This window comes from Suttonella ornithocola (assembly GCF_001889065.1).
GTDB lineage: Bacteria > Pseudomonadota > Gammaproteobacteria > Cardiobacteriales > Cardiobacteriaceae > Suttonella_A > Suttonella_A ornithocola.
On sequence record NZ_LWHB01000088.1, the window covers coordinates 1 to 14,547 of the forward strand.

Genomic DNA, 14,547 nt, shown 5'->3' on the forward strand with positions numbered 1-14,547 from the left:
CCATTGCCTTTAGAATCAATCCCGATGTTGATGCGCAAACACATCCTTATATTTCTACAGGAATGAAAGATAATAAATTTGGCATTGCGCTCGAAAATGCTGAAAAACTTTATCAAACTGCCTCAGAGCTGTCAGGAATTAATATTATTGGCATCGGCTGTCATATTGGTTCTCAAATTACAACGCTAGACCCTTTTATTAAAGCGTTCCGCAGCCTAAAAACACTTGCAGATAAACTTTCAGCACAAGGTATAAATATTAGACATATTGATATTGGAGGAGGATTAGGCATTCAGATGCAGGCTGAGCAACAAGTGCCTGGTCCAGCGGAGCTCGTTAATGCGCTTTATCAAGAAATGGGAGGAGCTTCTTATACGCTTCATCTGCAACCCGGGCGCTCAATTGTAGGGAATAGCGGATTACTATTGAGCCGCGTTATAGGAATTAAAAAGCAGTCAGAAAAAACATTTATCATGCTAGATGCCGCAATGAATGACTATATCCGACCTGCACTTTATCAAGCAGTGCCACAAATGCGTAATCTCAATCAACCTAACCTCACTAATCATCAAGCCGATATCGTAGGTCCTGTTTGCGAAACAGGCGATACTTTTGCTAAAAATATCAATCTATTTGCAGAAGAAGGCGATTTAATTGCTTTAGCAGGTGTTGGCGCTTATGGCATGTCAATGAGCAGTCAATATAACTCTCGTTTACGTCCAGCTGAAATTTTTATTTATCAAAATAAAGCCAAACTCATCCGCAAACGGGATGTATTTGAGCAATTATGGGAAAATGAAATCATTTAATTAGAGCATAAAGACCTTATTTTTGCTGTTGTTTTAATGATACAATGCTTGTCAGTTCAGTCTAGCCTGAATATAATTTTCAATTATTGCAGGCTATTTAAGGATTTTTAAGGAGACATTATGAAAGGATACCGGCAGCCCGGCACGCTTAAAGCAGCAATTCTTTTAGCGATGGGATTAGGATTAAGCAAGCTGGCAATGGCTGTTGGCTTAGGTCCAATTCAAGTTAATTCTTATATGGGACAGCCACTTAAGGCTTCAATTAAAATCAATGGTATTAGCGATGCGGCAGCAGCTTCAAGCGTTGTGCGTTTAGCAGATACTGCCGCTTATCGTGCACGCGGAATTGTCAAAACACCCGAACAGTCAGGACTAACCTTTAGTATTGTAAAATCAGGTAACAGTCATACCATTTTAGTCCGTAGTAATTCACAAATTCGAGAGCCTTTTATTAACTTTATTCTTTCGATGAAAAGTGGTGGACAAGAAATTACTCGAGAATATGCTGTTTTTCTTAATCCAGACCCTGCTGTGCAAGCAGGAATTGCGCCTGCACCCACCCCGGTTAATTTAGTTGAAACTCAACCTGCAACGACCATCCAACCAGCAAATGCCAATACTCAAGGTTGGGGAGGAAGAAGTGAAAAAGCAAAACCTGTTGCTTTAAATACCCAAGCCAACACTTCCACAGCGGCCCAAACGGCAGCAGCTCATGCTTCTAGCTATCAAGGCGGAAACATTTATGGTCCAGTTAAGCCGGGAGAAACCTTATATTCCATTGCTAAAGCAACTCGCCACTCAGAAGCTGTTTCAGTGGATGCAATGATGCGTGCTATTTTTAAGGCAAATAGACGGGCTTTTGCCAGCAATAGCTTAAGCAGCCTAATGGTTGGTTATACCCTAACAATACCTTCTATCAATGGCGCTCAACCACAAGTAATGCCAGTAGAAAAATCAAAAAAATCAACATCATCCAAACCAACAGTTGCAGAAGCAAGAAAAAATAATCAAAAAGCCACTCAAACAGCTGTGCAAAACGAGCCTTCCTCCAATGAAGAAGGAATTGCTGAGCATTCAGAAATTGCGCCCGTTTTAAAAGCCGATCACTCTGCCGATGAACAAAGTATTATTCCTGCTGAAATGAGCGAAGAAGAAATTGCAGCTGCCAAAGCAGAAGCAGATGCAAAACGCGCTGAAGCTGAACTCCCTATAGAAACATCCTCTTCAGATGTCACTTCTGAAATGCAACTTGATGCACCAGATAGCTTAGATACTTCTTCATTAGAAAATACAAATACAGCAGAAGAAATACCTACAGAAGAGAAGAAAGCACTTACTATCGAATCAGAGCCAACTAGTGAGCCAGCACCTACGACTTCTACACCTTCAGCAGAAGAAGTAACGCCAGTTAAAACCATCCCTACAACTACAGTAGAACCGGCAAAACCTGCTACAACAACGGATAATACCTTCTCTAATAGTGACCTACCTTTCGGATTACCTCTTTGGCAGCTGCTCATTTTAGGTGGAGGTATTCTTTTGCTATTACTTCTAGTAATATTTGCGCTATTAGCCAAGCGTCGTAAAAAACCATCAGCGGAAATTACAGAAGAAGAACTGGAAGCTTTAACAAAAGAATTAGAAACCAGCGCTGAAGGAAAACTACTCGCCAATGCCCTAAGCAATGAAGTTATTCTCGAAAAAACCCCTAATCATTTACATCATGAGCTACCACTTGAGAATGAATACGCACAAGTTGATGACTTCTTTAGCGAAAAAGAAACTTCAGATAACAATGACGCTAATTTCCAAGATTTAGATGACTTCTTCTCAACTGCTGATGAGCAAGATAAAAAAGCCTCTGCTGCTGATGCACATCAGCATGAAACTTTTAATGCTTTAGATGATTTCTTCGCTGAAGAGTCAAACGTACAGAATACAGCATCAGAAGAACCTGTTGATTTTGATGGTTTAGAAGACTTCTTTGCCGTTTCTACCGATGAGCAAGCGCAACATTCTGAATATACTGAACAAACAACAACGTCTCATTCTGTTTCTGACTTTGATGCACTTGACGATTTCTTTGCAGAACCTGCTAATGAACAAAAAACTACTGCTACCCATAGCAATGTAGCTACTGATACTACATCAAGTTCTAATCTTGATAACCTAGATGATTTCTTTGCGGTATCTGATGAAAAATCTGCGCCAGCAAATACGACGACTAAAACCTCTACTGAACATCAAGTACCAGATTTTAATGGGTTAGATGACTTTTTTGCTGAAACAGATGAAACTTCTCTTCAGAAGCATACCACTCCTGAATCAGATCCAATGGATATAGAAGAAGACTTATTCATGGAATTAGAAGAAGAACCTAACAATACAGTGTCTAATATAGATTCATTAGATGATTTCTCCTCAGAATCGCCAACGGGAGCAAAATCAGAAATGCATCAAGAGGCAACTCAAACTTCTATTGATGAAATGGATTTCTTCAACGATTTCGCCACAAAGGAAACTGCCCCTATAGATAAAGCATCTGTTAAAGAAGAATTGCCTTCTGCTAAATCAGCCGTTGAAATTACACCGGCTGATATACAAGCAATGGATATCAATTTAGATTTAGCAGTCGCTTATATTAAAAGTGGCGTTAAGCCAGAAAAAGCTAAGATGTGGCTAAATGAAGTACTGGAAAAAGGCACTGAAGAGCAACGCAAAGTCGCTGAAGACTTATTGAAGCAATTAGGCTAAATTTAATGACACAACGCTATGCTGTACTTGTTGAATACGACGGTACCGCTTATTCGGGCTGGCAACGCCAGCCCTTTTTATCTCAAACGATTCAAACGCAAGTTGAGCAAGCACTCAGCCAAATTGCCAACCAAACTATTGAAATTGTTTGCGCAGGTCGAACAGATGCTGGCGTGCATGCACTTGGGCAAATTATTCATTTTGACACAAGTACCAAACGTGATAACTATGCTTGGCTTGCAGGAAGCAATCGTTATTTACCACATGATATCCGTTTAAAAAGTATTCTCCCTGTTCGTAGTGACTTTCATGCTCGTTATGATGCTCAAATGCGACAATATCGCTACCTCATTCTGAATAGCCGACAACCTTCATCTATTTGGTATCAAAAGTGCCATTGGCATCCGCATCCCTTAAGTGTGGAAAACATGCAGCAAGCGGCTATTGCGCTATATGGTGAAAATGATTTTAGTGCTTTTCGTGCAGCAGAATGTCAAGCTAAAAGCCCCAATCGCTATATCAAGGAAATTATCATCAATAGACAAGGTGAGTGGATTTCTATAGATGTTATTGGCAATGCCTTCCTTCATCATATGGTGAGAAATATTGTTGGCAGTTTATTGATGGTTGGTGATAATCGCTGCGCAATTTCTTGGTTAGCAGAAATCTTGCATAAAAAAGACCGTCGACAAGCTGGACCAACTGCGCCCGCTTATGGATTATACTTTTATCGCGTCTTTTATCCCGATTGTGACAATATTCCTTATCCCAATGAGGGACAGTTTCCCCTCTAACTGCTTTTGTAATTACTTGAAAATTTATTACGACAATGTAGTCATGATAATTTCTTAAAACCATCTGATTTTTATATAATTCGAACAATAAAAAATTCTTTAACATAATTTTAAAACCACAACTTATTATCAATATGAAAGGAAGTTTATGATTGATATCGAACTACGCCGTCGCTTAAACACCGCTTTAAAACAACTTGCGACTATCATTGTTGGAAAAAATGAAATCATCGCCCTTTCGATGAGCTGCTTGATTGCTAGAGGACACGTCTTACTAGAAGACCTACCAGGCGCTGGCAAAACCACCCTAGCAAAAGCCTTTGCCGCCACCTTAGGGATGAATTTTCGCCGTATTCAATTCACCTCCGACCTCTTACCCGCTGATATCGTTGGTTTTTCTTCCCTTAATGCCCTTGAGCAAAAACTAGTTTTTCACCCCGGACCTATATTTACCCAACTTTTATTAGCCGATGAAATCAACCGTGCCTCACCTAAAAGCCAGTCGGCTTTATTAGAAGCGATGGAAGAGCGCCAAGTAACCATTGAGCATCATACTCATACCCTAGAAGAACCTTTCTTTGTGATTGCCACACAAAACCCTCTAGAACAAATAGGCACTTACGCCCTTCCAGAATCTCAATTAGATCGTTTTCTCATGCGATTATCAATGGGCTATCCCTCTGCAAAATTAGAAATTGACATCTTGCGAGGTGCTTCTAGAGAAGATATGTTGCGTCATTCAAAAGCCCAATTAAACCAAGCAGATATTCTAACACTTCAAACTGCTGCCAAAAACATCACCGTTTCAGAATCATTAGCGCACTACGTTCAAAAACTATTAGCCTATACCAGAGACCGCACTCATTTTTCACAAGGCCTCTCCACGCGAGCAGGACTCGGGCTAGTGCGAGCCGCTCAAGCTTATGCGTTATTACACGGAGAAACAGCAGTCTTACCCAAACACATACAAGCCTGCTTCCCTTCAGTCGCGTGGCATCGTTTACCAAGAAAAGGACAAGATGACGAACATCATCGCCAAGCCATTCTAGACGTCCTTAACACCGTTGAGGTGCCGCTATAGTGTCGCTAATTAACTTTATTCGTGAGCGCGCCTATCGTCGCCGAACCCCAAAAGAAAGCATTACCTTACCAAGCGCAGCACGCTTTACCATTGTTCCAACGCGTTTTGGAATAGCCTTTTTAACACTGCTCTTGGTCATGTTTATTTGGTCAGTCAATCATCAGCTAAATTTAGGCTATGCACTGATTTTTATTCTTGCCTTTACCACCTTTTTTAGCGCTGCGCTCACCGTTGGCTATTTAGCCAAACTCAGACTAGACAGCGACGATGCAGAACCTGTTTTTTGCGGACAAGAAGCCTATTTCCCGATTACCTTAATTGATACCATTGGGCAATCTCGCCCCGAAATAATTCTCTCCAACGCCCAAAAAACCATACATTGCGAAGGTATTGAGGCAGGCAAACAAAGCACCGTTCTACTTCCACAATTTACCTTACAACGCGGCAGACAAAACATATTACCCTTTGAAATTAGCACAGCGTTACCCTTTGGACTTTTTATTGCTTGGCAATGGCTGCGATTAAAAGGCGAAGTGATTATCTATCCTGAACCAGTGGGCGAACTACCTCTTCCATTAGAAATCAGCAAAGATGAAGGCAAAATGATTGCAGAAAACCTTGGTGATGACGAACTCACTGGCTTACAACCCTATCAACCTGGAGACGCACTATCACGCGTCGCATGGAAACAGCTTGGACGAGGCGAAATGATGGTCAAACGCTTTGGTGGCGAAGGCGGAGAACGCGTTGTTTTAGACTACGCCAAAGCCATCGGTGATAACGAAACCCGTCTATGCCAATTATCCAAATGGATTGTTGACTGCGATGCTGCCAACCTCATCTACGCCCTACGACTCCCACATCAATTTATTGACTTTGGTCGTGGAAAAACACACTTTCATCATTGTTTAACAGCACTTGCCGATTGCCCATGAAAAAACTCCAATGGATTTCAGCAGCGGATTACCATAACCGCCTTTCATCCGCCTTATGGCGAAAGACGCTTGCCGCCTACACCCTCACCCTACTTCCGCTACTTTTTTTCCTACCGCTACCCTTTACCGTTTTACTCAGCATTGCCGTTATCATCAAATGGATAGCCATCTGGCAAGAAAAGCCTAACCTTGCCATTATTGGCGTGTTAATCATCTTTCCTATCGGAGTCTTTCTCCTCTTTACCCAATATCGGCAATTAGGTATCACCTTTAGCTTTGTCGCACTGCTCACTGTCATGGCAACCTGCAAACTTCTAGAAAGCAGAAACATCAGAGACACTCGCGTCCTATTCCTACTTGCCATGAGCCTAATGCTCGCTTTTCTAATGTATACACAAAGCTTTGCTATATTCCTCTACCTCATCTTTATCATTGCCATTAACCTTTATGCGCTTAGCCAAGTAACCGCACGAGGTAGCCGCTTGCCAGTATTCGCCCGTTGGAAAGACATTGCCAAACTATTAGGATTCGCACTCCCATTCGCCATCATCGTTTTCTTTGCCTTCCCGAGAATGAACCCGCTTTGGGGACTGCCTCGCCCAAGCGGGCAAGGCATTACTGGCTTACCCGAAGAAATGAGCATGGGCGATTTAGCCGGCCTCGCCCAATCCAATGAAATAAGCTTTCGCGTCCGCTTTAAAGATGGAAAAATTCCTCGTGGCGACCAACTCTACTGGCGAGGACCTGTCCTATGGACTTTCGACGGCAAGAACTGGCGACAACGCGCCCAAGACTTTTCGCAACCACTTGAACCCCTCAACATCAACAAACAAAGCGCTATCAATTACGAATTTATCCCCGTCAAACCTAGTATCAACTGGCTAACCGCACTGGATATCACCACCAATATTCCACACAACGCTCGCATTGGTAGCGCCTATCAAATCAAAATGCCCATTCGCCAAAAAGGCGAACAGCGCTACAACCTCACCTCAATGCTAGACTATCAGCTTGACCCACAAGCGCTATCCAAACGCGATCGCACCGATGCCACCCAGCTTCCTAAACACATCGACCTTACCCAAACCAGAAACCTTGCACGACAACTCTATCAATCAGGCGGACAAACCACCGAAGGCTTTGCAAACAACTTCTTAAAACACATTGCCAACGAAGAATACTACTACTCTCTAGAACCGATGCCGGGTGCCGGCGATGTAGAAAAATTCCTATTTGAACAAAAAATTGGTTTTTGCGAACATTACGCCAATGCGATGACCCTTGCCGCTCGCAGCATTAACATCCCAGCTCGTGTCGTGATTGGTTATCAAGGCGGCTCACCCAACCCCTTTACTGATGACTTTATCGTCCGTGAAGAAAACGCCCACGCTTGGGTAGAACTATGGATAGAGAAAAAAGGCTGGACACGATTTGATCCCACCGCTGCCGTAGCCCCTTACCGCATTCAGAATGCCCGGTTAGATAGCCAATCCCTCTCGGGCGCTGATGAGCGCGCATGGGGAAGCCGAATGGCAGAAAAATTTGCCGCTATTGCATGGATGCGCAACGCCATGGAAGCCAGCCAAGCCTTTTGGCAAAACTGGGTCATCAATCTCAATAAAGATCGCCAAGATAGCTTATTGGGAGATATTGGCTTAAGTAAAATGAGCATTAGTACTGTTATCATTGTACTTAGCATCGTACTTATTGGTTTTATATGGTTACTCTATCAATGGTGGCAACGTCGCCCTAGAACAGATGATGATGCACTTGCCAAAGCCGCGCGCCATTTATTAAAAAAACTCTCTAAACATAATATGCATAAACTCACCAACGAATCCTTTGCACAATTCTTGCGACGCGTTGGAGAACAACATTTACTCACTAACCAACCAAAAGCATGGCAAACTGCCGCCGAACAATACGAAAATATCCGCTATCGAGAACAGAAAGAAGCAACTGAACAGCTAATAAAACAGCTCAAAAAATTAGATAAAACTTTAATTTAAAAAATAAAATATCTATGTTTTTTACTGTTATAATTATCTAAAAGTCATAACCTAAATAGCGTCCCAAACAATAGATAAGAAAATCGGTAGTAGTTTAAAAATTATTCCACATAATCTTTATAAAAATTTTCAACAAATTGATATTTATAGCTAAATTTCCCAAAAATGCATACAAAAGTAACCCCATAAGGAACCGGAAAATAATATGTTATTTTCTCTTTATTGTATGCATTTTTTGGAAACCTTTACTATAAATAAAATATAGTGCGATCAGCTAAAAAACAAAACATCCTATAGCCCTTATCTAGCCATTCTGGCGGTAGATAACGTTCTGTTTTTTAGCTGATTTTACTATAGTTACTTGTCAAGAATTATTGCAGAATAATTCAATATATTTTCAAACTACTATCATTTAAATTATAAGTAATCGTCAAACTATTTTTAATATCTATCATTTGAAATATTTCCAAAATATCCTCTTTTTTAAATTAATTTTTAAAAATTCTTTGAAATATATTTAAAATCTTAAAAGATAAATTTACATATTTAATCTGAATATAAATTTCATTACATCCGCATTGTGGGCACTTTCTAGGAATTGGTATGATTACATCACTTGAACCAAGAGAATAATGTGAACCACATTTTTTACAAACAGCATATCGTTCCTGACCTCTGGGTAATGGCATGACCATATCTACTCCTGCTCTTTAATCAAAGGATAAAAAGGCTTACCCCAATCTCGTTGAAGATTTTTCTTCATAATATCTATCATTAATGGAACAAAGATTGCTAAGATTTCTGAGCAATCTCGTACTTGCGGACGATTAACTGAGCTTGAAAAAGATGCTCCACCATGTATTATTTGATTATGCAAGGTATAAATACGATCAAATATTATAAATAATACTAAATCTGTATCTTGCTGAGCCAATGCTTTTTTAACTTTATCTTTTTCTGCTGCAAAATCCTCTAACCATACTTTTTCTTGAATTTTTCCATTATGAAAATCCCAAAATGGTTGGAATACATATTTATTATCTAATAATACTCTAATATTTTTTGGAAAACGTTGCCAGATCAAATCATAAATAATATGCGCTTCATCCAGCGCAACTATCTGCGTTAAAAATTGGCGCAGGTGGTTCTTATCACCTGCTACTATTCCAACATCGCAGGCATATGCTGCATTAAATGCAATCCACAGCGCAATAAAACGTGTATCTTCATCTTCTGCATTTTCTGCTTTTTTTAGCCAACTCTCTGCGCGATTTAAGCGCAGAGATAGGTTGTCATTACCATTTGACATAAGCATTCCTCTTAATCAAGTAAAGGAACCACTGATTAACTCATAAGCTAAAAGTATTTACTGCTTAACTATACGAAATTAACTATATAATTTTGGATTACTACAATACAACAAGTTAATCAGCGCGTCCTAAAATCTCTCTAAATCAATCTGTCTTGTTCAGTCACTTGTATTTCAGGGAATAATAAAATAGCTATACCATTTTCAGGATCCCAATCACAATTCGCGAGAATCCCATAGTCACCATTGCGTGCAAAATATATTGCTGTGTAATATATGTTACCCTCTGCATCTGTATGTGATTTCTGATACTCCTTGAGAGTCTGACTTGCTTTTTTTAAATATTCCTCTTGTTCACCAATAAATGATTGATAACTCTTTCTTTGCGCATCTGTAGGTTGTTCTTCATCAAAAGCATCAAAAATAGCTTCCAAATGCTGCCCACAAATCTCTATGCTTTTGCGCCAGCCATAATCAAATTTTAAATCTCCTAGAATAGTGTCCTGTAATGTTTTCATTTTTTATCTCCTAATTATGAATTTGATTTTTTTGCTTCAGAAATACCACCAGTATGAGGAATATTGTTGTGTATTTCTTTAGGCACTAATTCCATCGTTTTACAGTCTTTGCATTCATGCCAAGTGTAACCTTCTTTTTGTCGCATTTCTTTCACTTCGCGAGGCGTAATACCCAGTTTTTCTGCCAATTTTTCATCAGCTTGAGCAAAATTTTTGCTTCTATCTGTTGTAAAATTATCAATTTCAACCCTTTCTTTTACTACTGGAGAAAAATCTGGATCTCCTTCTTTGAATTCAATTCCATCTATTTTATATTTTGCTAAAAGTTCAGCCCATGTTTGTTCTAATACATTATCTTTTTTAGGGATAAAATCTGGGTTAGGTAGCCATTTTCCATCACCCGGAATATCTTGCCAGCGCCCACCTTCTCTAGGCAGAAACCCTTTTGCTATATCACAAATTCCCGGTTCATCTGCTTGCTTAATTTGCTCTAGCGGTTGACGGAATAAGTGGCTTTGTTCAAGACTAAATTTATCAATCATGATCTTTCTCCTTTTGACCAATCTATGTAATTTGCTTCATCTAAACGATTTTCCAGCGTCGCTGCTTTAAATAAACAATGCGTCATCTGGCGGGCAAGCTCATTACCACCGCGCAATTGCGACTCTATTTGGTGGGTTAGTTGTTCAGAAATTTTACTTGCTTGGCTAAAGTCAATCAGCGGAGCGTCGATTAGCTGAGAAGCCAGTGGGGCAATTTCCGCAAAATTAAGTTTCGCAGCCAGTAGTTCACCGTGTTCTCGGTAATAATCACAATGACGTTTCAGTGCAATACGAGAGGCTCCAGATAATGACGCATAGGCTAAACCTTGCTCCACTGCATCAGGTTCAATAATGCTATGTAAGGTAAGTCGATGATCAAGCAATAAGCGCGCTGCTTGTCGTCGCCATTTCGTTTTATCAAATACTACTGTGCTGCTATCAGGATGATATTGATATAACTGCTGCTCAGTTGAAGATTGATGATGAGCAATCTTGCATAATACAGGCTCTAACCAATCATTTTGATACACCACAGCAACGCCTTTCGGAAGTTTGGCTAACTCTATGAGTTGTTCATTAGTCATACCCGCAGATTTCCCAGCTAATTGACGATCTGCTTCATCTGGCAGACGCATAATAATTTTTGTATTGGTATTACGAATAGCGGCAATATCTACGGCATTAGGCGATTGGTCGGCGATGATAAATCCTTCCCCATAAGTCCGCATTTCTGCAATCGCATTGGCAAGCATCTCTACCGATTTTGCGGCTAAGGTTGAGCCTGTTGCAGCTTCTGTTTGACTATTGCGCAAAATATTGTGCGCTTCTTCTAATACCGTAACATGGCGTAACGGTGAATTTATCTCTCCTGAAACCAAGCAATATTCACTGAGCTACATCACTAAAAGTCCCATGAGAAGTGACTTCGTTTCCTGAGCGCCAATACGGCTTAAATCAATAATCGTTGACTGTTCAAAAAGGGTTGCTAACGGCAAAGCATGGTCAGTGAATATCATGCCATTTAAACCATTAGTAAGCGATTTAACCCGAGTAACCAATGCCCCAGTGTAATTTCCTTTTACTTCAGCAGAATAAGCAGATTGATTAATCACCACTTCTAGCTTGCTGAGTAAATCCTTAAAATTCGGGTAAACTGGCTCAGCCAATAAACTTTGTGATTGTTCTAAATCCCAACCGCAAGCCTGATAAGACTGCAAGATGGCTTCCTTCAATACAGCGGGCATCGCATCATACATCGTCCAACAAACATTAAATATTTCAATGAGACGGTCAATATGCTCTAAGACATGAATGCCTTTAGGAAAATAAAACGGATTAACGGTCAATAAAGGCGCATATTGCGGATTACTGCCATAAACTTGAACATCCTTTTGATTGCCAAAAACATGTTTATATTCACCTTTTGCAGGTTCAATGACTAAAAATGGAATATCTTGCTTTTGTAACTCGCTAAGCAAATGATAAATTGTGTTACTTTTACCAGAGCCTGTTGAACCGCTAACAAAAACATGCGAAGCAAGATGGTTGGTCGTTAAATGAACTTCTTGTGGCAAATCTTTCAATAAATGGCGTAAATGCCCCAGACAAATCGTAGAATTTTTGTCTGTCGAAAAGCCACCATCTTGCAAAGTTACCTGCCGACCAAAGCGTTGTGCCTCAACCACCGTAATTCCTGAAATAGAACGGCGCGGTAAGCAAAGCTGCAATGCCAACTCTTTTCCTGAAATTAATGTTGCAGGCGATAGTTCTATCTCTCGATTTTCACCAAAAAGATTTTTCGCTTTGAGCTTAGGATGGCGGAGCGCTTTTAACCAGTTAACCACTTCTCTTTTTTGCTCAGGTTTACTCCAAGTGGTAACAGCAAAATTCTCTGTATGTGATTCATTACCTCGCGTCAGGCTTAAAAAGTGGCGTGCCAGTGTTTGGCTAGTAACAGGATTATCGGCAAAAAAATACGCAGCAGATAACCAACCACCATAGCGCTTCGCCTCATCTAAGCGCTCTAAATTCACTTCAATGCGCTTTAACATTTGCCCAATGCTTTTATCAACTTGCTCAATATTAAATTGCACACTGTTGCCTTGAGATTGCCCATCATTACGTCCCGTTGTAACACCTTGCGTTTGAGTGGTTCCATGACTGGTAGCTGTTGAATGGCTTTGATTGGTAGAAGTTGAATGACTTTTACTGGTTCCAGAGCTTGTGCTATTCGCGATTGATTCACTAGTTCCTGTAGTTACGGTCGTGCCTTTAGTATGACTGCCCTCTCCTCCTAAAAGCGCTCCACTAAACTCTCTACCAAGTGCTTGTCCTGCTATCATTCCTATTGGACCACCCGCCGCTCCAAGAGCACTCCCTACCAAACCACCTAAATATCCAGCCGCTTTAGCAAGCCGATTTTCTTTAGTAACACTTTGTGAGGAAGCTGTTGAAGTGCTTGTTCCTGTAGTATGCGTAGTAGATTGTGTTTTGCTTGTTCCCGTTGTGTGTGTTTCACTTGTCCCTGTGGTTTGTGTTTCACTTAAAGTTTTAGTCAACGATTTACTCAAATTCTCGCTAAAACTTTGGGTAACTGAAACAGAAGCATTCTCGCCATAGCTAATTTGTTGTTTAAGTAGAGGAGAGATTTGCGTTGCAGTTTGCTCATAATGTAGGCGCACCCGCGCTAACTCTTCAGGGGCAATCGATTCCGCTAATAATAATGCTTTGTATTTATGTCCTGACTTCATTCCTTCAGCAGCATCAATAAAATGCTCTAGTCCTTGCATAAAATATTCACGCTCATCAACGGCTAATGAAGGCACTGAGCTAACGGCTGAAACCGCACTAGATTTATCTAAACTCGAAAGAATTTCTAGCGTTTCTTGATTATCTTGAATTTCTCTTAGCTGACTGCCAGCAAAATGCCCATAAAAAGCATTTTGCAAAGAATCACCAGCAATCTTTCCTCGAAAACCCGCGCCCATTGCGCCGATGTAAAGATGGGTTTCCTCACCATCACAATCCAATAAAAAACAAACCGTAAATCCCGCGCTATTAAGCGTGCCATAAGCGGCTGTAGCGCTCTCTAATATGGCTTGCTTATGCTCAAAGACTAAACGCTCAACATGGAAAAAGCGAATATCGCTTCCAATCATTTCTAAAGATAACGGTTTATGAATACTGATATCTTGAATAGGAAACTGATTTAGCTGTTGTAAATAGGTTTTATTTAAAAAATCATGACTATATTGAAGCGCAAATTGTGCTTTTTCCACAGTTTGCAACACTCGATTGGACGATAAAGTATTTGTCGGTAAACTCATTTTTTTCCTCACTGATATAAATACGGTCTTACTCTCGGAAAAGCATCAGTAGCACCCCAAGGGCTGCCAATACCGCACCACCAATTATGGCGACCGTTTTGATGAAATCCTTTTGCGAATCCTCTGAATGAATCGGTTGGTCTTTTGTATGAAATGGTTGCTGAGAACCGCTGCTTTTAGGTCGTTCATATGGCACATCATCAGAAACAGCATCATTACTAGGCGACTCAACGATGATACGCTTAAAGCGTTCATCACCCTGTTTAGCAAGATATAGTGCAATCATCTAAAACCCAACCCAATCCAAAGCAGATAAAAGCATAAAGTATCAATACAATCCATCCGCCATTCTTTGCTATTTGCTTAATCCAAGCCCACATCTTTTCAATAGGATTTAAGTCTGGACTATAAGGGGGTAACCAAACTATCTCATGCCCATGCTCTTCAATGATTGCTTGAATATCACTGCG

At 40.5% G+C, this 14,547-nt stretch carries 13 protein-coding genes; 6 read left to right on the plus strand and 7 right to left on the minus strand.

What is annotated here, in order from left to right:
* The 6 genes from lysA to A5N85_RS07285 form a co-directional block, all read left to right on the plus strand.
* Positions 1–809: diaminopimelate decarboxylase (gene lysA, locus A5N85_RS07260; protein WP_072576638.1), on the plus strand; the 809-nt coding region annotated here is incomplete at its 5' end.
* Positions 810–929: 120 nt separating this feature from the next.
* A complete protein-coding gene (locus tag A5N85_RS07265) occupies positions 930–3,563 on the plus strand; it encodes a FimV/HubP family polar landmark protein (RefSeq protein ID WP_072576639.1) in 2,634 nt (877 codons plus the stop codon).
* Between the two features lie 5 nt (positions 3,564–3,568).
* Positions 3,569–4,357: a tRNA pseudouridine(38-40) synthase TruA gene (gene truA / locus A5N85_RS07270; protein WP_072576640.1), complete on the plus strand. Its 789-nt coding sequence runs from the start codon at positions 3,569–3,571 to the stop codon at positions 4,355–4,357.
* 148 nt (positions 4,358–4,505) lie between these two features.
* The gene (locus A5N85_RS07275) at positions 4,506–5,438 is read left to right on the plus strand and encodes an AAA family ATPase (protein WP_072576641.1); all 933 of its coding nucleotides are present in this window, start codon (positions 4,506–4,508) and stop codon (positions 5,436–5,438) included.
* Positions 5,438–6,373 carry a DUF58 domain-containing protein gene (locus tag A5N85_RS07280; RefSeq protein ID WP_084601691.1) on the plus strand — a complete coding sequence of 312 codons (936 nt, stop codon included), beginning with the start codon at positions 5,438–5,440 and terminating at the stop codon, positions 6,371–6,373. Before A5N85_RS07275 ends, A5N85_RS07280 begins: the two co-directional genes overlap by 1 nt.
* A complete protein-coding gene (locus A5N85_RS07285; RefSeq protein WP_072576642.1) occupies positions 6,370–8,382 on the plus strand; it encodes a transglutaminase TgpA family protein in 2,013 nt (670 codons plus the stop codon). The genes A5N85_RS07280 and A5N85_RS07285 overlap by 4 nt, the downstream gene beginning before the upstream one ends.
* A gap of 697 nt (positions 8,383–9,079) precedes the next feature.
* Here the strand turns inward: A5N85_RS07285 and A5N85_RS07295 are convergent.
* The 7 genes from A5N85_RS07295 to A5N85_RS17260 form a co-directional block, all read right to left on the minus strand.
* Positions 9,080–9,691: a HEPN domain-containing protein gene (locus tag A5N85_RS07295; protein WP_211268101.1), complete on the minus strand. Its 612-nt coding sequence runs from the start codon at positions 9,689–9,691 to the stop codon at positions 9,080–9,082.
* A 140-nt stretch (positions 9,692–9,831) separates the two neighbouring features.
* On the minus strand, positions 9,832–10,209 hold the full coding sequence (locus A5N85_RS07300; RefSeq protein WP_072576645.1) for a hypothetical protein: 378 nt from the start codon (positions 10,207–10,209) through the stop codon (positions 9,832–9,834).
* Between the two features lie 14 nt (positions 10,210–10,223).
* On the minus strand, positions 10,224–10,751 hold the full coding sequence (locus A5N85_RS07305; RefSeq protein WP_072576646.1) for an HNH endonuclease: 528 nt from the start codon (positions 10,749–10,751) through the stop codon (positions 10,224–10,226).
* The gene (locus tag A5N85_RS07310) at positions 10,748–11,629 is read right to left on the minus strand and encodes an ATP-binding protein (RefSeq protein WP_072576647.1); all 882 of its coding nucleotides are present in this window, start codon (positions 11,627–11,629) and stop codon (positions 10,748–10,750) included. The genes A5N85_RS07305 and A5N85_RS07310 overlap by 4 nt, the downstream gene beginning before the upstream one ends.
* 15 nt (positions 11,630–11,644) lie before the next feature.
* Positions 11,645–14,077, minus strand: a complete 2,433-nt coding sequence (locus tag A5N85_RS07315; RefSeq protein ID WP_072576648.1) for a helicase HerA domain-containing protein — start codon at positions 14,075–14,077, stop codon at positions 11,645–11,647.
* Positions 14,078–14,105: 28 nt separating this feature from the next.
* Entirely contained in the window at positions 14,106–14,363 is a 258-nt protein-coding gene (locus tag A5N85_RS07320) for a hypothetical protein (protein WP_072576649.1), read from the minus strand.
* The coding region (locus tag A5N85_RS17260; protein ID WP_211268102.1) for a transposase at positions 14,341–14,547 on the minus strand (207 nt) is incomplete at its 5' end. The genes A5N85_RS07320 and A5N85_RS17260, both read right to left, overlap by 23 nt.

Excerpts from the sequence above, each read along its gene's own strand:
- truA (WP_072576640.1), top strand. The coding sequence starts at position 3,569 with ATGACACAACGCTATGCTGTACTTGTTGAATACGACGGTACCGCTTAT.
- A5N85_RS07265 (WP_072576639.1), top strand. The coding sequence starts at position 930 with ATGAAAGGATACCGGCAGCCCGGCACGCTTAAAGCAGCAATTCTTTTA.
- A5N85_RS07300 (WP_072576645.1), bottom strand. The coding sequence starts at position 10,209 with ATGAAAACATTACAGGACACTATTCTAGGAGATTTAAAATTTGATTAT.
- A5N85_RS07275 (WP_072576641.1), top strand. The coding sequence starts at position 4,506 with ATGATTGATATCGAACTACGCCGTCGCTTAAACACCGCTTTAAAACAA.
- A5N85_RS07295 (WP_211268101.1), bottom strand. The coding sequence starts at position 9,691 with ATGTCAAATGGTAATGACAACCTATCTCTGCGCTTAAATCGCGCAGAG.
- A5N85_RS07315 (WP_072576648.1), bottom strand. The coding sequence starts at position 14,077 with ATGAGTTTACCGACAAATACTTTATCGTCCAATCGAGTGTTGCAAACT.
- A5N85_RS07320 (WP_072576649.1), bottom strand. The coding sequence starts at position 14,363 with ATGATTGCACTATATCTTGCTAAACAGGGTGATGAACGCTTTAAGCGT.
- A5N85_RS07285 (WP_072576642.1), top strand. The coding sequence starts at position 6,370 with ATGAAAAAACTCCAATGGATTTCAGCAGCGGATTACCATAACCGCCTT.
- A5N85_RS07305 (WP_072576646.1), bottom strand. The coding sequence starts at position 10,751 with ATGATTGATAAATTTAGTCTTGAACAAAGCCACTTATTCCGTCAACCG.